We start from the raw sequence: 21,332 nt of genomic DNA on the forward strand, positions 1-21,332 counted from the left end.
CATCGCAAAGTCTTATCCTGACAGGTTGCCGCGAAAGCGACAACTCAGGCGACGTGCTGCTGATAAACGCTGATGATTTCACCGGCAATCGCCACCGCAATCTCGGCGGGCAGCTTGCCTTTGACGTCCGGCAGGCCAATCGGACAGCGCAGGCGCGCCAGCGGTTCGTTCGCCACACCCTTGCCCGCCAGCCTGTAGCGGAAACGCTGGTTTTTCGTTTCAGAACCGATCACCCCGGCATAGCGGAAATCGCCGCGCTTCAGCACCGCCTCGCACAGTTCGAAGTCGAGAGGATGATGATGGGTCATGATGATGAAGTAGCTGCCTGCGGGTGCCTGTGCTACGCAGTCGAGTGGGTCGTCCGGCTGCATTGTCATCACGCCAGCGGGAACGTGGCTGAACTGCGCCGGACGGCTATCAATCCAGTTTATGTGACAGGGTAACGTTGACAGCAGGTTGACCAGCGCCTGTCCCACATGGCCTGCGCCAAAAAGATAGATCTCCGGCTGCGCCTGCAGCAGCGGCTCAAACAGCAGCGTGGTTTTGCCGCCGCAGCACTGTCCGAGCCGCGCGCCAAGGCTGAAATCCTCGGTGTGTGGCGCAACCGCCCCGCTCTGCAGCATCGCCCTGGCCTGGGCGATGCACTCAAACTCCAGATGACCGCCACCGATGGTGAGATAACTCTCCTGCTGCGTCACCACCATTTTGCTGCCGCTGTCGCGCGGCACCGAACCGTGCTCACTGAGCACGGTGATTAATACGCAGCTCTGACGTTTTTCACGCAACTGATGCAGCACGCCAATCCAGTCATGATAAATCATCAACCCCTCCCGTCAGGCGCTGCACGCCCCAGAAGATGCGCTCCGGCGTGGCGGGCGCGTCCAGCAGCGGGTGCTGCCGGTAGTCGGAGACGCTGGCGACCGCATCCTGAAGGGCACACCAGGCTGCGATGCCCAGCATAAACGGCGGTTCGCCAACGGCCTTGGAGTGGAACACCGTGTCTTTAGGGTTTTTACGGTTCTCAACCAGCGTGACCCGCAGGTCCGCCGGAACGTCGCTGATGGCAGGAATTTTGTAGCTCGCCGGGCCATCGGTCAGCAGCTGGCCTTTATCACTCCACACCAGCTCTTCGCAGGTAAGCCAGCCGACGCCCTGCACAAAGCCACCTTCAACCTGGCCGATGTCGATGGCCGGATTCAGCGAGGCGCCGACGTCATGCAGAATGTCGGCGCGCAGCAGGCGGGATTCGCCGGTCAGAGTATCAATCACCACTTCACAGCAGGCTGCACCGTAAGCGTAGTAATAGAACGGCGTCCCGCGACCCGCGACCCGGTCGTAATGAATTCCCGGCACGCGGTAGTAGCCGGTGGCGGAGAGCGGCACCTGATTCAGCCACGCCAGCTTCGCCACCTCGGCGAAGGTGTAATGTTTATCCCCGGCGCGCACCACCCCGTTACGGAAGCTCACCGCCGACGCGTCGCACTGGTGTAGCTCGCAGAGCATTGCGGTCATGCGGTCGCGCAGGATCTCAGCACCATTCTGCGCCGCTTTGCCATTGAGGTCAGCCCCGCTGGAGGCCGCGGTTGGCGAGGTGTTGGGCACTTTGCCGGTGTCGGTGGCAGTGATCTGAATTTTATCGATCTCAATCTGCAGCACTTCGGCGACAATCTGAATCACCTTGGTGTTCAGGCCCTGGCCCATCTCGGTGCCGCCGTGGTTAAGCTGCACCGTGCCGTCGGTGTAGATCAGGATCAGCGCCCCCGCCTGATTGAGAAAGCTGGAGGTAAAGGAGATGCCGAATTTCACCGGCGTCAGCGCCAGACCGCGTTTCAGCAGCGGACTGCGGGCATTAAACGCCTTAATCTCTGCGCGGCGAGCCTGGTAGTCGCTGCTCTGCTCCAGCTGTTCGGTAATCTCATCCAGCAGGTTATCCTCTACCTGCTGGTGGTAATGAGTGATGTTGCGATCCTGCTTGCCATAGTAGTTACGCTTGCGCAGCGCCAGCGGATCCAGCCCGCGCTCACGGGCGATGTGATCCATAATCTGTTCAATCGCCACCATGCCCTGTGGCCCGCCAAAACCCCGATAGGCGGTGTTCGAGGCGGTGTTCGTGCGGCAGCGATAGCCGGTTACCCGTGCATCCCCGAGGTAATAGGCGTTATCGGCGTGGAACATGGCACGATCGACAATCGATCCGCTAAGATCCAGCGAATAACCGCAGTTTCCGGCCAGATCGATTTTGATGCCACACAAACGCCCATCCTCTTCAACGCCCGCTTCGTAGCGCACAAAGAACGGATGGCGTTTGCCGGTGACGCGCATATCGTCGCGACGTGAAAGCCGCATCTTCGCCGCCCGGCCGGTCTGTCGCGCCACGATGGCGCAGAGACAGGCGACACCGGCCGCCTGCGTCTCTTTACCACCAAAGCCTCCGCCCATCCGGCGCATATCTATCGTTACCTGATTCAGGCTGATGCCCATCACTTCCGCCACCAGTTTCTGCACTTCGGTGGGGTTCTGGGTTGAGGAGAAGACCTGCAACTGCTGATCTTCACCGGGAATAACCATTGCCGTCTGGGTTTCCAGATAGAAATGCTCCTGGCCGCCAATGTGAAACGCCCCGCTGACCCGATGCGGCGCACGCGCCAGGGCCGCTTCCACATCACCGCGCTGGTGAATGTGAGGTTCCTGCACAAAGCTGCCCTGTGCCAGCGCCCGTTCCACATCCAGCAGCGGTTCCAGCACCTCATATTCAATTACCGCAGCGGCCGCGCCAAGACGTGCAGCTTCGGGGGATTCCGCCGCCACCGCGATCACGATCTGTCCCAGATACTCTACTTTGTCATGGGCCAGCAGCGGGTCGCCCGGCTCCAGCGGCCCGACATCATTGATGCCCGGCACATCCTGCCAGGTCAGGACGCTGACGACGCCGGGAACGGCATAACAGCGCTGCACATCAATATGCAGGATGCGCGCATGAGCATACTCACTCAGGCGCGGACAGAGATGCAGCAGACCCGGCAGCTCCGGCTTATCGTCGATAAAACGCGCCTCGCCGGAGACATGTTTTTCCGCGCTCTCATGGCGGTTACTGCGACCGACGCCGCTCTGTAAATCAGCGGCATACTGCGCCTTAATGACCTCTTCGTTGAGTTCAGGACGGTTATGAGACATAGCGGGCCACCTCGATACAGGTTATTTCGCCGTTGTGGCGATGCCAGTAGCGGCGCAGCAGGTTGCGTGCGACCTGCAGACGATAGTCACTGCTGGCGCGGAAATCGGAGAGCGGCTGGAAATCCTCTGCCAGCGCCGCGGCTGCGCGTGACACTGTCACGGCATTCAGCGGCTGACCGATGAATGCCTGTTCACAGTGACGGGCACGCTGCGGTGTTGCCGCCATGCCGCCAAAGGCGATGCGGGCACTGCTGACTACGCCCTGTTCAATCTGCACATTAAAAGCGGCGAACACGGCGGAGATATCATCGTCCAGCCGTTTGGACACTTTCCAGGCCACAAAATCAGGTGACACCGTCACTTTATCGATGCGAATGGCGCGAATAAACTCCCCTTTTTCGAGCCGGGTCTGGCGATAGCCGGTAAAGAACTGATCCAGCGGCAGGCTGCGCTGCTGCTCACCGCGCTGTAACAACAGGCTGGCGTTCAGGGCCAGCAGCACCGGCGAGGCGTCGCCAATGGGGGAAGCGTTGCCGATGTTGCCGCCTAATGTGCCCTGCAGACGGATTTGCAGCGAGGCAAAGCGTTGCAGCATCTCGCTGACGCCGGGAATGCGGCTGGCAAGAAATTCGCTGACCTGCTGCAGCGAAGCTCCTGCGCCCAGCAGGTAGTGGTCATCAAATTCGCTGCAGACTTTGAGCGCGGCAACCTGCTCCAGCGCAATCAGCAACGGTATTCTTTTATGCTGCTGGGTAATCTGCAGGCTGAGATCGGTGCCACCGGCAATCAGCCTCGCCTCGGGATGTGCCAGATAGATCGCCGCCAGCTGAGCCGGAGTTTTGGGAAGGAAGCAACGGCGGCCCTCACCCCCTAATTCCTGCATCTCCGGGGTTGCCAGCGCCTCAAGCCGCTGCACGGTTGCGGCGGCACCTTGATCGAACTGGTCTGTCACCGGCTGCGAGCAGAGCTGTTCGGCGGCGGCCATAATCGGCCGGTAACCGGTACAGCGGCAGAGGTTGCCCGCCAGCGCAGTTTCCGCCTGATGGCGATCCCAGCCCGAAGCGGTTTTTTGCAGGCTGAACAGCGACATCACAAAGCCTGGCGTGCAGAATCCGCATTGCGAGCCGTGACAGTCGACCATCGCCTGCTGCGCCGGATGCAGTGCGCGGCCGTGACGCAGATCCTCAACCGTAATCAGCTGCTTGCCCTGTAACGCGGAGACCAGCGTCAGGCAGCTGTTGATCGTTTCATACTGCATTGTTCCCCCGACGGCTTTGCCCAGAGTCACGCTGCAGGCGCCACAGTCGCCAGATGCACAGCCCTCTTTGGTGCCAGGGCGTTGCTGACGGGTGCGCAGGTAGTTGAGTACCGTGAGGTTGGGGTCGAGCGCATTCTCGCTGACCAGCTGGTTATTTAACAGAAACTGGATCATGCGGCTTGCTCCTGTGCGTCGCGCTGCCAGACCGGACGACCGGCTACCCAGGTCTGGGCAATATTGCGGTCGTCGCCGAGCGTCATTAATACAAACAGTTTTTCCCAGATATCTTTGCTGTTGCCGATGCGCAGTTGCTGCAGGGCAGAAACCGCCGGGTCCAGCACCACAAAGTCTGCTTCTTTACCGATGTTGAAATTTCCGATGACGTGGTCGAGATCCAGCGCACGTGCCCCGCCCAGCGTGGCGTGATAAAAGGCTTCGGCCGCGCTGAGCCGGTAGTGCTGCAGCTGGCCCACCTTGTAGGCTTCGCCCAGGGTCTGCAGCATATTAAAGGTGGTGCCCGCGCCGACATCGGTGCCGATCCCCACTTTCACCCCCTGCTGCCAGCTGCGTTTCAGGTTAAACAGGCCACTGCCGAGAAACAGGTTTGAGGTGGGACAGAAAGCAATGGATGAATCGGTATCGTGCAGACACTGCCATTCGTTCTCTTCCAGATGCAGACAGTGAGCAAAGACGCTGCGGCGGCCGGTCAGCTGGTGATGATGATAAACATCCAGATAGCCTTCACGCTCCGGGAACAGTTCTTTGACCCAGGCGACCTCCTGCGGGTTTTCGCTGAGATGGGTATGCAGCCAGGTATCCGGGAACTCCTGACGCAGCTGCTGCACTTTTTCCAGCAGCTGTGGGGATGAGGTCGGCGCAAAGCGCGGCGTCAGGGCGTAGCTCAGGCGTCCGCGCTGGTGCCAGCGCTCAATCAGCGCCCGGGTCTGCTGGTAGCTCTGTTCAGGGGTTTCGATCAGGTTGTCGGGCGCATTGCGATCCATCATCACTTTCCCGGCAATCAGCCGCATGTTCAGCGCTTCGGCGGCGCTGAACAGCGCCTCCACCGATTGCGGATGGACGGTGCCAAACACCAGCGCGCTGGTGGTGCCGTTGGAAAGCAGCTGATGCAGGAAGAAGGCGGACATCCGCGCAGCATGATCGGGACAGTGATACTGCGCTTCAACCGGGAAGGTGTAGTGATTCAGCCACTCCAGCAGCTGTTCGCCAAATGCGCCAATCATCTCTGTCTGCGGATAGTGAATGTGGGTATCGACAAAGCCCGGCACGATCAGTCTGCCGCGCAGGTCGATGACCGGATGCCCCGCCAGCATCGCCTCGCTATTCTCCCAGCTATCCAGCCCCACTACGCATCCATCACGCAGCAGCAGCACCGCATCCTCAAGATAGCGGGCCTGGCCAGCCAGGTCGTCGGGACGATCCACCACGCCGGTAAAGTCAAAGAAGCTGGCGCGTATCGCCGTGTCGGTTGCTGAAAGCATGGGTAGTCCTTTCTGAAAGCGCGATGTTATATCTGCAGAGGATTATCTGAATAATCCTGTGCAACCTGCGTGCCAGAATTAAAATAGAATAAATTGTTTAAATATCAGTTAAATAAGCTAAAAAGAGGGAAGTTGCGCAACAAATAAGGACTGAGATGGCGTAGCAACCGTTTGCGGAACGGATGCAAACGGTTGCTACTCAATATTGCGCGCCCTGAACATTTTGAGTATGGCGGGTTACCCGCAAACCTGCCCTTTAACGGTGCAATCTGCCCTGAAAAGGCGCAGCTGGCTACCCGTTAAAATCCGTTTACAGGTCAGGCAGTTTTTCCACGCGCAGAAGCGGAAATGAAATGCTATGGTGAAGCCATCGACTCTGAAAATGGCATAAGGAACAGTGAGATGATTATTTTTGTCACCGGTGCGACCGCCGGTTTTGGTCAAAGCATCACCCGTCGCTTTATTGAGAATGGTCATAAAGTGATTGCCACTGGACGACGGGCTGAACGTTTAAAAGCGCTGAAGGATGAACTGGGCGAGAATATTTATACGGTACAGCTCGATGTGCGTAACCGTGCCGCCATTGAAGAGGCGGTGGCGCAGTTACCGGCGGAATGGCGCAATATCGACGTGCTGGTCAACAACGCCGGTCTGGCGCTGGGCGTCGAACCGGCGCACAAGGCCAACGTCGAAGACTGGGAAAACATGATCGACACCAACACCAAAGGCCTGGTCTATATGACCCGCGCCCTGCTGCCACAGATGGTGGAGCGCGATGTCGGTCATATCATCAATATCGGATCGATTGCCGGCAGCTGGCCCTATGCCGGCGGCAACGTCTACGGCGCCACCAAAGCCTTTGTGCGCCAGTTCAGCCTGAATCTGCGAACCGATTTACACGGCACCGCGCTGCGCGTGACCGACATTGAACCGGGTCTGGTCGGCGGCACAGAGTTTTCCAACGTGCGCTTTAAGGGCGATGATGACAAGGCGGGTCAGGTCTACGAAGGGGCTACCGCCTTAACGCCGGAAGATGTGACAGAAGCCGTATACTGGGTGGCCACACTGCCTAAACATGTCAACATCAATAGCCTTGAGATGATGCCGGTCAGCCAGACGCTGGCGGGGCTGAAAGTGCATAAACCTTAACTCCCTGCAGCGCCAGCCCTCACGGCTGGCGTTACCCGCGTCCCCAACCCATGACGATAATCAGCATGCCGCTGAATGCGATCAGAGCCCCGCTCCAGTCCCACACACTTAGCTTCACGCCATCCACCACCCGCAACCAGAGCAGCGCGGTAAGCACATAGACGCCACCGTAGGCGGCATAAACCCGTCCGCTGGCCGCGGGATGCAGCGTCAGCAGCCAGACAAACAGCGCCAGACTTGCTGCCGCAGGGAGTAGCAACCAGGCTGACCCGCCTTTTTTCAGCCATAACCACGGCAGAAAGCAGCCGGTAATCTCCGCCAGCGCGGTAATAAAAAACAGCAAGGCGGTTTTAATCAGCATCCTTACCTCTCCTTAACGTAAACAAACGACTCACTGCTGGTGAGCAAAGAAACGGCGATGATATACTAAGAGCCAGGCCCATCAGGCTGTTTTATTTGTCCGTCTGAACCCGGGCAGTGCTCATCCTCCTCACGTACACCCTGTACGCGCCGGTTGTCATGCGCTGTCTGTGTCCAGACTGTCTGCCTCAATGACCCCTGATGAGCCAGGCTCTAAGCATGCCCGCTGCAACCGCTGTCGTGGATGGCGATGTTTGCGTTAACTAAAGGATAGTGTGATGAAAAAAATGATCCCTGCCGTGCTGATGGTTCTCCTCTCCACTGCGGCATTCACTGCCACTGCGAATACTAATCGTCTGATTATCGAAGATGGCAGTTCCGCGCTGAGCAATGAAGCAGCGCGCCAGGATAAAGAGCAATGGAATGACACGCGCATGCTGCGCAACAAAGTGAACACCCGCGTCGAAAAAGAGTTTGATAAAACCGATCGTGCGTTTGATACCCGCGACAAGTGCGAGCAGAGCCTCAATCTCAACGCATACTGGGAGCCCAACACCCTGCGTTGTCTGGATCGCCGTTCCGGTCGCCCGGTAGCGCCGTAAATTTGAGCTATAGTAATGACGACGACTAACATAAGGAAGACGTGATGAAGCTACAGAGGGTTTTGTTAAGCGCGGCGTTATTTGCTCTGCCGCTAATGGCGCAGGCATCCTGTGAATCGGTAAAAACCGAAATCAGCCAGAAAATTATTCAGAACGGTGTGCCTGAGTCGGGTTTTAGTCTCGACATCGTCGCCAACGATCAGGTTGATCAGGCGGGTGGCCAGGTCGTCGGACATTGTGAGAACGACACACAAAAAATTGTTTATAAGCGCTCAGGCAGTGACAACGAAGCCAGCGTACCTGCCAGTGCCGGCAGTTCGCAGGACTCATCTGCCCAGTAGTTCTGTTCAAATCAGGGCGACATCCTGTCGCCCTGCCTGTTAGTCCGCCTGTTCCGGCCGCTGACGCGGCATCATCCATGCCACACCCACCGCAAACAGCGCAATCACCAGTGCCACCACGAACACCCAGTGCAGTGAGACGGCAATCGACCCTACCATCTGCTGCAGGGTTTCCGGCTGTAACTGCTGACGGCTGGGTTCGGACATAATCTTCTGCACCGGATCCTCGACCTGCGGCAAACGCCACTGCAGATTGAGATTCAGCACCGCGCCCATGATCGCCGTCCCTACCGCCGACCCGATCATCCGGCTGAACATAATTGAAGCGGTACAGATGCCGCGAATCTGGTAATCCGCCTGATTTTGCACTGAAACCAGGAACGTGGTGCTGGTCATTCCCATGCCGGTACCGATCAGAAACGCCGTAAAGCCCGCCTGATAGAGTGAGCTTGCGGGCTGTAAAAACAGCAGCAAGGCACTGCCGGTCACCAGCAACAGCGCTCCAAGCTGGGCGGTGAAGCGGTAGGAGGTGCGCAGCATCAGTCTGCCGCTGAGGGTGCTGGCCAGCGGCCAGCCAATCGACATCATCGCCAGCACACTGCCCGCCTGTAACGGTGAACCGCCGCTGATCCCCTGAATCCAGGTGGGCAGAAAAGCGCTGATGCCCATCATGGCCGCCCCGATGATGAGGTTGCCCGCATTACCCGCCACGATAAGCCGGCTGCGCCAGATTATCAGCGGAAACAGCGGTGCCGCTGAATGCAGCTCGTGGCGTCTGAGCTGCCAGCCAGCGAACAGTGAGAAGAGCAGAAACGGCACCAGCCAGATGCCCAGCTGTTCCGCCTGCAACAGCGCAATCAGCAATGCCGTCACGCAGAGCATCAGCCAGCCGCTGCCCGCCAGGTTCAGCGGCTGCGACTTCTCCTCCTTCTGGTGCGACGGTAGCCAGCGCCACAGCATCAGCATGCTGATCAGGCCGATGGGCAGATTGACCCAGAAAATCACCGACCAGCTAAAGTGCTGTACCAGCCACGCGCCGGTCAGCGGCCCCACTATCGCCGCTACACCCCAGACGCTGGAGAGCCAGCCCTGCACGCTGGCGCGTTCGCGCGGCGAATAGATATCCGCCACGATGGTGGAGCTGAGCGGCATGATCGCCCCCGCCCCCAGGCCCTGAAACGCCCGGAACAGGATCAGCCAGGTCATGGTATGGGCAAAGCCACACAGCACCGACCCCACCAGGAAAATCGTAGTGCCGACAAAAAACATCGTTTTGCGACCCACCATATCCGCCAGCCGCCCATAGAGCGGCACGCTGACCGCCTGGGTCAGCAGATAGATCGAGAAGACCCAGCCAAACTGCGAAAAACCGCCGAGATCAGCAATGATGGTGGGCATCGCGGTGGCCACAATAGTGACTTCAATGGCCGCCATAAACATCGCCAGCATGCAGGCGATCAAGATCCAGTGGCGATGTCCGGTCCGGATTTGTGCGCTTTCAGTCATAGGGTTCCTTTTTTAATCTGCAAGGCTAGCTGAAAAACAGACAATGCAGTTTCCCGCGCGTGCGCATTTTCTGCGCCCTCTGTGACAGTGTCACCAGAAGTCGATGAAAATTTTTTATTGTCGCATTAGCCCAGCGGCTACGCGGCTTTAACACCATTTTAACCTGTTTCTATCTCTCTGATTTGTGGCTTAAAAGCTGGCTTGTGCAATAAAGGGCTGCTATAGCATTACACCATCTTATTCAGTATTCACTGAAAAAGAGTGGGTAAACAGTCATTTTATCTACATTTTATCGCAGTTTCGGTATTGGGCGCGGCGGCATTTTTTGCCGTACCTGTCGGGCTGTTTATGGTTGTTATAACAATTGAGATCGTAATCAGGGAGATTCTCCTATGCAAAATGCTTCACTGGCCCGACGCGCCGGTCTGGCACTGCTTGCAGTGGTCGCGGTGATCGCGGTGCTGATCTGGGGCCTTGGCTGGGATCAGCTGGTCGCACGTAAAGTCGATCTGCTTTATCTCGGGCAACAACACCTCTTCTTAGTCTTCTGGTCAATGCTGTTCGCTTTGCTGGTCGGTATCCCCAGCGGCATCCTGCTAAGTCGCCCGTTTGCACGTCGCTGGGCAGAGTACGTGATGCAGATTTTCAATGTCGGTAACACCCTGCCACCACTGGCGGTACTGGCTCTGGCGATGGTTATTATCGGGATTGGCGACCGTCCGGCGCTGATTGCGCTGTTTCTGGCTTCGCTGCTGCCTATCGTCCGCAACACCTTCTCTGGTCTGAGCGCAGTTCCCCCGTCGCTGATTGAGGCGGCCAACGGCATCGGCATGACCAAATGGCAGCGTCTGCGTCAGGTAGAGCTGCCGAATGCCTTGCCGGTCATCCTCTCTGGCGTGCGCATCGCCACCGCCATCAATGTCGGCACCGCCCCACTGGCGTTCCTGATTGGCGCCAGCAGCTTTGGCGAGCTGATCTTCCCGGGCATCTATCTGAATGACTTTCCGACGCTGATACTCGGCGCCGTCGCCACTGCACTGGTGGCACTGGTACTGGATATGATGCTGGCCGCGCTGGGCCGCTTTCTGAGTCCGCACGCTGCGGCCTGACCACAAGGAGCTTTGCAATGCTAACGCGTTGGATTAAGAAAAGCGTTGTCGCGCTGACCGCGACACTGCTGTTAAGCCAGACGGCACAGGCTGCTGCACCGCTGGTGATGGCGACCAAAAGTTTTACCGAGCAGCATATCCTGTCAGCAATGACGGTGCTCTGGCTGCAGAAGAAAGGCTTCGAGGTGGTGCCTAAACGCAATATCGCCACCACCATTGGCCGTAATGCGCTGCTGAATAAGCAGATTGATATGGTCTGGGAATATACCGGCACCTCGCTGATCATCTTTAACCATATCAACCAGCCGATGTCTTCACAGCAGGCGTATGAGACGGTGAAAAAGCTGGATGCCAGACTGGGGCTGGTCTGGCTTAACCCGGCACCAATGAACAACACCTATGCCTTTGCCATGACCCGTGAACGGGCCGAAAAAGAGGGCATCAGCACCATGTCGCAGCTGGTTGCGAAGATTGAGCAGGTGCGTAAAACCGACCCGGATCATAACTGGCGACTGGGTCTGGACCTGGAGTTCTCGGGTCGTTCAGACGGCATGAAGCCGCTGCAGAAAACCTACAACCTGACGCTGGATCGCCCGCAGATCCGCCAGATGGACCCGGGTCTGGTCTATAACGCGATTCGCGACGGATTCGTGGATGCCGGTCTGATCTACACCACTGATGGCCGGGTTAAGGGCTTCAACATGAAAGTACTGGAGGATGATAAGCACTTCTTCCCGAGCTACAACGTGACGCCGGTTGTGCGTCAGGATGTGCTGGCGAGTCATCCGGGGCTGGATACCGCGCTTAATCAGCTTTCTGCGCAGATCACCGATGAGGCGATAACAGAGCTGAACAAGCGGGTCGATATCGATCACCAGTCACCGGAAACCGTGGCGCGTGATTTCCTAAAATCCAAAAACATGCTGTAAGGAGGCACTGTGAATACCCTTCACTACATCATGGATAACTGGAGCACCCTGCTCACCCTGAGCTGGCAGCACAGCTGGCTGGTGCTGGTCGCGGTCGGACTGGCAATTGTGATTGGCGTGCCGCTTGGCATTCTGATCGTGCGTGTAAGATGGCTGGCAACGCCGATTCTCGGTATCGCCACCGTAGTGCTGACTATTCCCACCATTGCGCTGTTTGGTCTGATGATCCCGCTGTTTTCACTCATCGGTCAGGGCATTGGCGCGCTGCCGGCGATTACCGCCGTATTCCTCTACTCGCTGCTGCCGATTGTCCGAAACACCCACACCGCACTGGAGAATCTGCCGGACGGCCTGCGTGAGGCGGGGCGTGGTATCGGCATGACGTTCTGGCAGCGCCTGCGCTGGGTTGAAATCCCGATGGCGCTGCCGGTGATCTTCGGTGGCATCCGTACCGCCGTGGTGATGAACGTTGGCGTCATGGCGATTGCCGCCGTGATTGGCGCGGGCGGTCTGGGCCAGCTGCTGCTGGATGGTATCAGCGGCAGTGATATTCGTATGTTAATTGCCGGGGCATTGATGATCTGTCTGCTGGCTATTTTTCTTGACTGGCTGCTGCACCGTTTGCAGCAGGCGCTGACTCCAAAGGGGATTCGATAATGATTACGCTGGAAAACCTGACGAAAACCTTTACACAGAAAAACGGCACGACCAATAAAGCCGTCGATAACGTCAGCCTGCACGTGCCAGCCGGTGAGATGTGCGTGCTGCTGGGACCCTCGGGCTGCGGGAAAACCACCACGCTGAAGATGATTAACCGCCTGATTCCCGCCACCAGTGGCCGGATCCTGATTAATGGCGAAGATACCAGTACGCAGGACACCACCACCCTGCGTCGCAACATTGGCTATGTTATCCAGCAGATTGGTCTGTTCCCCAACATGACCATCGAAGAGAACATTACCGTCGTGCCACGCATGCTGGGCTGGAACAAAAAGCAGTGCCACGAGCGGGCTACCGAGCTGATGAGCATGGTTGCGCTGGATCCCACCAAATTCCTGCATCGCTATCCGCGTGAGATGTCAGGCGGTCAGCAGCAGCGTATCGGGGTGATTCGTGCCCTGGCGGCGGATCCACCGGTGCTGCTGATGGATGAGCCGTTTGGCGCCGTTGACCCGATTAACCGCGAAGTGATCCAGAACGAGTTTCTCGACATGCAGCGTCAGCTGAAAAAAACCGTGATGCTGGTGAGCCACGATATTGACGAGGCACTGAAGCTCGGCGATCGCATTGCGGTATTTGGTCAGGGTAAAATCGTGCAGTGCGCCAGCCCGGATGAACTGCTGGCGACCCCTGCCAATGAGTTTGTCGGCTCGTTTGTGGGTCAGGACCGTACGCTTAAGCGCCTGTTACTGGTGCAGGCGGGCGATGTGACTGACCAGCAGCCGACCATCACCGTCCGCCGCTCTACTCCGCTGGAAGAAGCCTTTGGCACCATGGATGAGAACGATATGCGGTCGATTACCGTGGTCGATGAGGATGGCAAACCGCTGGGCTTCGTGAAGCGTCGCGAGGCGCGTAACGTCAGTGGCCGCTGTGAAGAGCGACTGCACACCTTTAAGGTCACCGGTAAAGCGGAAGAGAACCTGCGCGTGGTGCTGTCAAAACTCTATGAGCACAACACGGTCTGGATGCCGATTGTCGATGAAGAGGGTCGCTACAGCGGTGAGATTTCGCAGGATTATATTGCGGATTACCTCAGTTCTGGTCGTACCCGCCGTCGTCTGAATCCATAATTTCGTCACCTAAATGGGTCTTACCGGCCCATTAAAACAGCAGATATAAGCAGATATACCCAAGCCTGGGTAAATCAGACAGCAACAAACAAGCTTAACGCGCAGGGAACCGGGTCAGAGGAGGAAAGCGTCCCGCGCCATGGACAAAAACGCCGGGAGCGTTTTTGAACAACGCAACGCGTTGGCCCGGTACGGGCGCACCTCAGGGATGAGGTGCGTAATTGCGCGGGCCGAGCGTGCCACGGATGGCGGCTTTTGCGACTTTCCGATCTGACCCTGTTCCCTTCGCAGACTCCATCTTAAAGCCAGTTAAGTCACGGCCTGTCCTGTCTGTCAATTCAGGTAGTAGCTCAGGGAGCATACGCCTGTAGCAAAGACGCAAAAGATGCCATCCATGGCATGCTCAGCGCGGCCCATCCCTGGTCCGCGATGCTTTGATACAGGCATATGCTCCCATCGCTTTGGATTTTTGAGCCGTATGTGAGAGATACATCGGCTCTTCTGCTTTTTAGCTCTCCGTCAGCGTTTCCGCCTCCACCTCTTCCACCACAGGCGCCTCGTCCGGCAGCACCATGTTCAGCACAATCGCCAGAATACCGCCGGTCGTCACCGCATGACCAAACAGACTGTTAATCAGCGGCGGGAACTGCTTCAGCACATCCGGCACCGCCTCCACGCCCAGACCAATACCAAAAGCGATCGCCACAATCAGCATCTCGCGGCGACCCAGCGGCGTCTGGGTCATCACACGGATGCCCGCAGCAACCACGCTGCCAAACATCACGATTGTCGCCCCGCCCAGCACCGGCGGCGGGATCTGCTGCAACAGGGAGCCAATAAAGGGAAACAGCCCCAGCAGCGCCAGCATGATTCCCAGCAGCATACCGACGTAACGGCTGGCGACGCCGGTCATCTGGATAACGCCATTGTTCTGCGCAAACGTGGTGTTGGGAAAGGCGGAGAAGACCGCTGCCAGCACACAGCTCAGGCCGTCGGCGACAATGCCACCCTGCAACCGCTGCTGAAAAGGTTTGCCGGTGATCGGCTGCTGTGAAATCAGGCAGTTAGCGGTAAGGTCACCGACGGCTTCAATCACCGCAATCACTGACACCAGCGCGATCGGCAGGAAAATGGTCCAGTCAAAGGCAAAACCAAACCGGAAGAACGCGGGCAGCACCAGCCAGTTGCTCTCCGGCGCAACATTAAGTTGCAGATGACCGGTCAAGGCCGCGGCAACGCATCCCACCGCGATTCCGGCCACCACCGCCACCAGCCGAGCCCAGCGATTTCGCGAGCGGTTCAGCGCCACGATCACCAGCAACGTCAGCGCCCCCAGCGCCAGATTTCCCGGCGATCCAAAATCTGTGGCGTTGTGCCCGCCCGCCCAGTCGGTAATGCTGACTTTTATCAGGCTGATGCCAATCAGGGTGATCACCGTACCGGTCACCACCGGCGTCAGCACTTTGCGCAGCGAGCCAACGCAGCGGCTAATCAGAATCGGAATCAACGCCGCCACCAGGTTACAGCCAAACAGCATCGCCATAATCTCTTCCGGCGAACCACCGCGCCCTTTCACCATCAGACCACCCGAGAGGATCACCCCCAGAAACGCGAAGCTGGTGCCCTGCAGACAGATCATACCCGCCCCGATGCCATAAAAGCGTCTGGCCTGCATAAACGTGCCTAAGCCGGAAACGAACAATGACATGCTGATCAGATAAGGAATATAGGCCTGCAACCCCAGAACGGAGCCAATAATCAGCGGCGGCGTGATGATTCCCACCACGCTGGCCAGCAGATGTTGCAGTGCGGCGAAAAACGCCGGGGCGGGGCCAATGCGGGCTTCAAGCCCATATAACAAACCTTTCTCGTGCGAGTGCGACATGATGGGGCTCCAGCTCAGTGTGATAAGCGGAGTTAATGCATTTTCTGCGCCATGACGCCACGATTTCGCAATATCCGAGCCAGGTCTTTCAATTCTAAATGGAAATAGTTAAAGACAGCCGACAACAAGCCTGAAACTTTAGGCTCATTGCCGACTCAGATGACTTAGTTTGTTTCATAATCAGGCGATCTTTGCACTCACAGCGTGCAGATTGTTCTGCTCCAGCAGAGAAATATCGATGTAAGGCGTCAAATCGCGCTGTTCTGCACGCGGCAGATAAGGCAGCTCGCCCAGCAGCGGCGCACTAATTTTTTCACGCAGAATCTCAATAATATCGCTGTACTGCGCCAGTCCCGGATTGATGCGATTGGCCACCCAGCCCACCAGTGGCAGTCCATCCTGCGCTATCGCTTCTGCTGTTAACAGGGCGTGACTGATACAGCCCGACTGGATGCCGACCACCAGCACCACCGGCAGCTGCTGCTCAACGACCCAGCAGGAGAGCGGACGTCCGTCGTTCATCAGGCTGCGCCAGCCGCCAGTGCCCTCCACGACCACGCGATCGGCCTGCTCCGTCAGGCTGCTTAAGCCCTGTGTCAGCAATGCGTAATCAATGATCTGGCTCGGATGGGTGCAGATCTCCTCTTCCTGAAAGGCCAGCGGATTGATCGCCTGATAGGGCAAATCGATGGATGAAGCGCTTTGCAGAACCTGTGCATCTTTGTTACGCAGGCCGTCAGCGGTTTTGACCGCGCAGCGCGCGACGGGCTTGTACCCGACGGCACTGAGCCTGGCCTGGATAAAACTTTGTAACAGGGCGCGTGACACCACCGTTTTGCCCACTGCGGTGTCAGTGCCGGTAACAAATAGTCTGTTCACTCAACTTCTCCTCTCGAACCTTTGTGGTTAATCGGTGATTAACCTTGCTGCGAACCGGCATTTTAAGGAATGGAGGATGAGAACAGATTGCGTTAGCGCAAGATTAGGCCCGCTTAACCTTGCAACAGTTTCACTAACAGGTGTCCGTTATAGAGCGCGTCTTTGATCAGGGCTGCGCCGCCTAACGTTCCCGGCTCGCTAAATTCGGTAGGTGCCAGCTGGATACTCGCGCTGTAGGCCGGGAGTGATTGCTGCAGAATGGTGTTGCTCACGGCCGGAAACAGCACATCCGCGGCGGCATTCAGGGGGGAACCGATAAGAATATGTTGAGGATTGAAGATGTTGACCATCATCGCCAGAATCCGGCCAACATGATGACCCACGCTGGCGATGGTGTCGCGCGCCAGACGGTCGCCAGACTGCGCCGCCGCGCACAGCGACTCAAGCGTCAGCGGCTGATTATTGAGCAGGCTGTCGGGCTGGGCCGGCAGACGCTGCGCCGCCAGCGCCAGCAGACTGCCGGTGCTGGCCACGGTCTCCAGACAGCCATGATTACCGCAGTAGCACTGCTGACCATACGGGTCGATCTGAGTATGCCCGATCTCGACCAGCGCCCTGCCACTTTTATGCAGCAGCTGACCGCCACTGATCACCCCGGCTCCCACGGTTTCATCAATCACAATCTGAATCACATCCTGCGCCCCACGTGAGGCACCAAACAGCGACTCCGCCAGCGTCCAGGCTGAAATATCGTGCTGCACAAACACCGGTAAGCCGGTTCGCGCCGCCAGCGCATCGCCCAGCGGCATATCGCGCACCTCATAACCCGGTAGCCGATGCACCACACCTGACGCGGCGTTGATCAGCCCTGGCAATGTAATGGCAATGGCCGTAAGGCGTTCCAGCTTCTTCTGATGACGAATAAAGAAGGCATCAACCTGTTCAATCAGCGCGGTAAGTAACGGCTGTGCAGACTCATCAGGCAGCGGCAGGCTCTCTTCCACCAGTTCCTTGCTGCTGAGATCGCGCAGCGTAAACGTCATGGCGCCGCGATGCAGGCGAATAGCCAGATAGTGCCAGGCGTCGGTATCCAGTATCAGGCCTATCGCCGGACGACCACGACTGCCGGGATCCTGAAACTCGGTCTCCTGCACTAAATGTGCGTCCAGCATTTCACGCACAATTTTGGTAATGCTGGCCGGAGCAAGCTGGGCACGGCGGGAAAGTTCGATACGCGAAATGGGACCATAACGGTCAATTAATCGATATACGACACCTGCATTAGTCTGCTTGATCTGGTCAATGTGGCCAGGTTGACTGTCCGGATTCACAACCCTGCTCCCGGTTATTTTCGCGCTTCTAAATAAACATGCGCCATGGTGAGCCAGATCCGGCGACAGCGTCAAATATTTGATTAGAAATGTGATTTATCGCACAGATTGATGCGGTGTTGCCCGCGCATCAGGGCCGGTTTCGCCGCAGCAACGCCATCATGTTTTCCATCTGCGCATTTATTTCGCGTCCGGCTGACCAGACCAGCCACAGCTCTGAAATGGCATCCTCTTCCGTTAAGGGCAACCAGACCAGATCGGCCAGCCGCGCCCGACGAAATGAGGCAGGCAGAATGGAGACGCCTAACCCGGTTGCCACCAGCCCAAGGATGGTCATCGCCTCACCCACTTCCTGAGTAATAAAGGGCTTGATATGGTAGCGGTGCAGCAGCGCCAGAATATCGCTGTAGAGCGCGGTTCCGCCCTGAGGGTCAAAGAATACAAAGGGTTCCGCCGCCAGGGCAGTGACAGAGATTTTATCGGCGTCAGCCAGCGGATGCGCCTTATGCACCACGGCATAAAGCGGCTCACTCAGCAGCAGCTGATGACGCAGATCGGCGGGCAGCGGCGTGTTGCGCATCACGCCAAGATCGAGCCGTCCATCATGAAGCGGTGCGAGCTGCTGGCGGGTATTAATCTCCTGCATCTGAATATGTACCTGCGGCCAGCGCTGACGAAACCGGAATAGCGCGTCAGAGACCACGGCGGTAAACGGGGCCGAGGAGGTAAAGCCAATCCGCAGCTCCCCCTCTTCACCACGATGCAGCCGGGCGGCGCGATCGGCCGCCTGCTCGACCTGCAACAGAATCGCGCGGGCGTCACTCAGCAGCTGCTGTCCGGCAGCGGTAAGCTGCACGCTGCGGTTAGTGCGATTGAACAGCCTTGCGCCCGTTTCTGTTTCCAGCTGAATAATCTGCTGGCTGAGCGGCGGCTGAGAAATGTTCAGACGCTGGGCCGCCCGCCCGAAATGTAATTCTTCCGCCACCGCAACAAAGTAGCGCAGATGACGCAGTTCGATATTCATATCTTAAACGTCTCATTTGAGATTATTAATATATTAGACATCATAATGCCGCTTTCTTAAGCTGACGACAGGTTTTCTAAATTTGAGGATGATGTGTGAGTCGCTCAACACAGGCTGTCACAGTGGATGAGAATGCGGTCTCTGCGCCGCCAGAGTCTGTTGCCGCTTCAGGTCATATCCGCCGGGATTCGCCACAGTTTATGCGCGTGACGCTGGCGCTTTTCTCCGCCGGGCTGGCGACCTTTGCCCTGCTCTACTGTGTGCAGCCGATTCTGCCGGTGCTGTCACAGCAGTTTGGTATCTCTCCGGCAACCAGCAGCCTGTCACTCTCCATCTCGACCGGCCTGATGGCGCTGGGCCTGCTGGTCACCGGGCCGCTCTCTGATGCTATCGGTCGTAAATCGGTGATGGTCACAGCCCTGATGCTGGCCGCCATCTGCACGCTGGTCTCGGCCACCATGACCAGCTGGCACGGCATTCTGATTATGCGGGCGCTGATGGGGTTGTCGCTGAGTGGCGTGGCGGCGGTCGGCATGACCTACCTCAGCGAGGAGATGGATGCACGGGTCGTCGCCTTTTCCATGGGGTTATATATCAGCGGTAACTCGATAGGCGGGATGAGCGGTCGACTGCTGAGCGGCGTGCTGACTGACCTCTTCTCATGGCGACTCGCCGTGGCGGTAATCGGCTGTTTTTCGCTGGCCTCGGCGCTGATGTTCTGGAAGATTCTGCCTGCGTCGCGCCATTTCCGGCCCATTACGCTGCGTCCGCGTAATCTGCTGATTAACTTCCGGCTGCACTGGCGCGATCCGGGCCTGCCCTGGCTGTTTGCCGAAGGATTCCTGCTGATGGGAGCCTTTGTCACCCTGTTTAACTATATTGGCTACCGTTTACTGGATGCGCCCTGGCATCTCAGCCAGGCTGTGGTCGGGCTGTTATCAGTGGTCTACCTCACCGGCTCCTGGAGTTCGCCTAAGGCGGGCGCGCTGACCAACCGGTTGGGTCGGGGTCCTGTGATGCTGGGTGCTACCGCCATCATGCTGCTGGGTTTGCTGATTACCGCCTTCAACTCCCTCTGGCTGATCCTGCCAGGGATGATGCTGTTCACCGCCGGTTTTTTTGCCGCCCATGCGGTTGCCAGCGGCTGGATTGGCCCCCGGGCGCGCCGGGCACGAGGCCAGGCTTCTTCGCTCTACCTGTTCAGCTACTACGTGGGTTCCAGCGTCGCGGGTACGCTGGGTGGCGTGTTCTGGCATAACTTTGGCTGGAGCGGGATTACGCTGTTTATCAGCGTCCTGCTGATCCTGGCGTTACTGGTTGCCTGGCGTCTGCACAGTAAAAAACTCTGAGAATGTCTTCTCATGCCAGGCCTGGCTTCTCCTGCGGGCCTGGCGGTTTATCACAATAAACGCGCTATTCAGAGCCACAGCAAACAAAACGCAGGTTTCCCGCTATAATCGTTTTTATTGTAATAATTCATCTGCTTTGCCTTTTAACACGGCAACAAGGAACGCCTGTGGCTCTCTACTACTACGTCAATAAACAGTCAGGATATAACAATAATCATGTGGTTCATGCCGCAGGCTGCCCCCATCTTCCCGACATCGATAACCGTATGTTTCTGGGCAGTTTTTACCATGTGAATGCCGCCATCCTGCAGGCTAAAAAATATTATGCTGGCGCAATCGGCTGTGAAAATTGTTGTCCACTCAAAAATGTTGACCAGCAGGCCACCCAGCTCAGCGTGGCCCTGAAGCACACCCCGGCTTCGCGTTAATCTGATCCACCTGGTAAGGGGAAAAAAATTTTTCCCGCTGCGCTAATTTGTTAAGAATTACCGCTGTTTTCCGTTATGTTAATCTTTCTGATTCTCTTTAATGGAATGCACAATGCGGGATAAGTTTGCGCGCGCTCAGATAGCCCTTCACTGGCTCACCTTTTTACTGGTGGTGACGGCCTACGCCACCATTGAACTGCGCGGTTTTGCACAGCGCGGATCCTGGCAGGGTTATGCCATGATCATTACCCATTTCAGCGCCGGCGCGACCATCCTGGTATTGATGCTTGCCCGCCTCTTTTTACGCACCCGGCATCGCACACCGCCCATTACTCCCGCTCCGCCGCGCTGGCAAACCGGGCTGGCACATCTGACTCATACCCTGCTCTATGCCCTGTTTATCACTCTGCCGATCCTCGGCCTGACATCGCGTTATCTTAAAGGTCGGGAATGGTGGCTGTTTGGCATCAGCATGCCGGTCGCGCCTGAACCTGACTTTGATATGGCGGATATGCTGATTGGCTGGCATGAAACCCTGGCACCGCTGGGTTACTGGCTGATCGGACTGCATGCTGCTGCCGCACTGTTCCATCACTATCTGCTTAAAGACAATACTCTGCTGCGAATGATGCCCGCCCGGCGTCGCGGTCAATAACCTCAGGCTATCGCCCTGTGATGGGGCGATAAAAAAATTTCAGCATTAAAAGGCGTTTATA

At 57.5% G+C, this 21,332-nt stretch carries 20 protein-coding genes; 10 read left to right on the forward strand and 10 right to left on the reverse strand.

The features are described from left to right. Positions 1–44 precede the first annotated feature (44 nt). Genes xdhC through guaD form a run of 4 tightly spaced genes read right to left on the reverse strand, consistent with a single transcriptional unit; the run spans position 45 to position 5,931 of the window. The gene (gene xdhC / locus ACMGGP_RS08495) at positions 45–821 is read right to left on the reverse strand and encodes a xanthine dehydrogenase accessory protein XdhC (protein ID WP_346550983.1); all 777 of its coding nucleotides are present in this window, start codon (positions 819–821) and stop codon (positions 45–47) included. Continuing rightward, positions 808–3,174, reverse strand: a complete 2,367-nt coding sequence (gene xdhB, locus ACMGGP_RS08500; protein WP_498798358.1) for a xanthine dehydrogenase molybdopterin binding subunit — start codon at positions 3,172–3,174, stop codon at positions 808–810. Before xdhB ends, xdhC begins: the two co-directional genes overlap by 14 nt. Further along, the gene (gene xdhA, locus ACMGGP_RS08505; RefSeq protein WP_498798359.1) at positions 3,164–4,606 is read right to left on the reverse strand and encodes a xanthine dehydrogenase small subunit; all 1,443 of its coding nucleotides are present in this window, start codon (positions 4,604–4,606) and stop codon (positions 3,164–3,166) included. Before xdhA ends, xdhB begins: the two co-directional genes overlap by 11 nt. Continuing rightward, positions 4,603–5,931 carry a guanine deaminase gene (guaD, locus tag ACMGGP_RS08510; RefSeq protein WP_010244825.1) on the reverse strand — a complete coding sequence of 443 codons (1,329 nt, stop codon included), beginning with the start codon at positions 5,929–5,931 and terminating at the stop codon, positions 4,603–4,605. The genes xdhA and guaD overlap by 4 nt, the downstream gene beginning before the upstream one ends. Positions 5,932–6,333: 402 nt before the next feature. Here guaD and ydfG point away from each other — a divergent pair, with 402 nt between their 5' ends. Beyond that, a complete protein-coding gene (ydfG, locus tag ACMGGP_RS08515; protein ID WP_010244822.1) occupies positions 6,334–7,080 on the forward strand; it encodes a bifunctional NADP-dependent 3-hydroxy acid dehydrogenase/3-hydroxypropionate dehydrogenase YdfG in 747 nt (248 codons plus the stop codon). Positions 7,081–7,111: 31 nt separating this feature from the next. Here the strand turns inward: ydfG and ACMGGP_RS08520 are convergent, their stop codons facing one another. Beyond that, positions 7,112–7,441 carry a YnfA family protein gene (locus tag ACMGGP_RS08520; RefSeq protein WP_022625627.1) on the reverse strand — a complete coding sequence of 110 codons (330 nt, stop codon included), beginning with the start codon at positions 7,439–7,441 and terminating at the stop codon, positions 7,112–7,114. Between the two features lie 277 nt (positions 7,442–7,718). Here ACMGGP_RS08520 and ACMGGP_RS08525 point away from each other — a divergent pair, with 277 nt between their 5' ends. Together ACMGGP_RS08525 and ACMGGP_RS08530 are read left to right on the forward strand one after the other, a co-directional pair. After that, positions 7,719–8,042 (forward strand): DUF1283 family protein, encoded by a 324-nt coding sequence (locus ACMGGP_RS08525; RefSeq protein WP_010244816.1) that lies wholly within the window; start codon positions 7,719–7,721, stop codon positions 8,040–8,042. Between the two features lie 44 nt (positions 8,043–8,086). After that, the gene (locus ACMGGP_RS08530) at positions 8,087–8,383 is read left to right on the forward strand and encodes a DUF1161 domain-containing protein (RefSeq protein WP_033771805.1); all 297 of its coding nucleotides are present in this window, start codon (positions 8,087–8,089) and stop codon (positions 8,381–8,383) included. 39 nt (positions 8,384–8,422) lie between these two features. Here the strand turns inward: ACMGGP_RS08530 and ACMGGP_RS08535 are convergent, their stop codons facing one another. Then, positions 8,423–9,889: an MDR family MFS transporter gene (locus ACMGGP_RS08535; RefSeq protein WP_498798360.1), complete on the reverse strand. Its 1,467-nt coding sequence runs from the start codon at positions 9,887–9,889 to the stop codon at positions 8,423–8,425. A gap of 392 nt (positions 9,890–10,281) precedes the next feature. On the opposite strand from ACMGGP_RS08535, the gene ACMGGP_RS08540 reads away from it, so the two are divergent. The 4 genes from ACMGGP_RS08540 to osmV are packed head-to-tail and all read left to right on the forward strand — an operon-like array spanning position 10,282 to position 13,720. Then, complete coding sequence (locus tag ACMGGP_RS08540; RefSeq protein WP_010244807.1) at positions 10,282–10,998, forward strand: ABC transporter permease; 717 nt, start codon at positions 10,282–10,284, stop codon at positions 10,996–10,998. A 17-nt stretch (positions 10,999–11,015) separates the two neighbouring features. Then, positions 11,016–11,927 (forward strand): glycine betaine ABC transporter substrate-binding protein, encoded by a 912-nt coding sequence (locus ACMGGP_RS08545; RefSeq protein ID WP_010670177.1) that lies wholly within the window; start codon positions 11,016–11,018, stop codon positions 11,925–11,927. Positions 11,928–11,936: 9 nt separating this feature from the next. After that, positions 11,937–12,584 carry an osmoprotectant ABC transporter permease OsmW gene (osmW, locus tag ACMGGP_RS08550; RefSeq protein WP_498798361.1) on the forward strand — a complete coding sequence of 216 codons (648 nt, stop codon included), beginning with the start codon at positions 11,937–11,939 and terminating at the stop codon, positions 12,582–12,584. Beyond that, entirely contained in the window at positions 12,584–13,720 is a 1,137-nt protein-coding gene (gene osmV, locus ACMGGP_RS08555; protein WP_010244799.1) for an osmoprotectant ABC transporter ATP-binding protein OsmV, read from the forward strand. Before osmW ends, osmV begins: the two co-directional genes overlap by 1 nt. A 508-nt stretch (positions 13,721–14,228) precedes the next feature. On the opposite strand, the gene ACMGGP_RS08560 is transcribed toward osmV, so the two are convergent. From ACMGGP_RS08560 to ACMGGP_RS08575, 4 genes are all read right to left on the reverse strand, one after another. Beyond that, positions 14,229–15,605, reverse strand: a complete 1,377-nt coding sequence (locus tag ACMGGP_RS08560; protein WP_010670178.1) for a nucleobase:cation symporter-2 family protein — start codon at positions 15,603–15,605, stop codon at positions 14,229–14,231. A gap of 180 nt (positions 15,606–15,785) precedes the next feature. Beyond that, positions 15,786–16,484, reverse strand: coding sequence for a dethiobiotin synthase (gene bioD, locus ACMGGP_RS08565; protein ID WP_010244793.1), 699 nt, complete (start codon positions 16,482–16,484; stop codon positions 15,786–15,788). Between the two features lie 113 nt (positions 16,485–16,597). Beyond that, positions 16,598–17,815 (reverse strand): sugar metabolism global transcriptional regulator Mlc, encoded by a 1,218-nt coding sequence (gene mlc, locus ACMGGP_RS08570; protein WP_010244790.1) that lies wholly within the window; start codon positions 17,813–17,815, stop codon positions 16,598–16,600. A gap of 130 nt (positions 17,816–17,945) precedes the next feature. After that, the gene (locus tag ACMGGP_RS08575) at positions 17,946–18,839 is read right to left on the reverse strand and encodes a LysR family transcriptional regulator (protein ID WP_010670180.1); all 894 of its coding nucleotides are present in this window, start codon (positions 18,837–18,839) and stop codon (positions 17,946–17,948) included. A 95-nt stretch (positions 18,840–18,934) separates the two neighbouring features. On the opposite strand from ACMGGP_RS08575, the gene ynfM reads away from it, so the two are divergent. The 3 genes from ynfM (at position 18,935) to cybB (ending at position 21,271) form a co-directional block, all read left to right on the forward strand. Continuing rightward, positions 18,935–20,188, forward strand: coding sequence for a multidrug efflux MFS transporter YnfM/SxtP(Kp) (gene ynfM, locus ACMGGP_RS08580; RefSeq protein ID WP_033767304.1), 1,254 nt, complete (start codon positions 18,935–18,937; stop codon positions 20,186–20,188). Between the two features lie 167 nt (positions 20,189–20,355). Beyond that, positions 20,356–20,616, forward strand: a complete 261-nt coding sequence (locus ACMGGP_RS08585) for a hypothetical protein (RefSeq protein ID WP_010244780.1) — start codon at positions 20,356–20,358, stop codon at positions 20,614–20,616. Between the two features lie 112 nt (positions 20,617–20,728). Further along, positions 20,729–21,271 carry a cytochrome b561 gene (gene cybB, locus ACMGGP_RS08590; RefSeq protein WP_010244777.1) on the forward strand — a complete coding sequence of 181 codons (543 nt, stop codon included), beginning with the start codon at positions 20,729–20,731 and terminating at the stop codon, positions 21,269–21,271. Positions 21,272–21,332 lie beyond the last annotated feature (61 nt).

The sequence above is a fragment of the Curtobacterium sp. BNK-1 genome (genome assembly GCF_048685235.1).
GTDB lineage: Bacteria > Pseudomonadota > Gammaproteobacteria > Enterobacterales > Enterobacteriaceae > Pantoea > Pantoea agglomerans.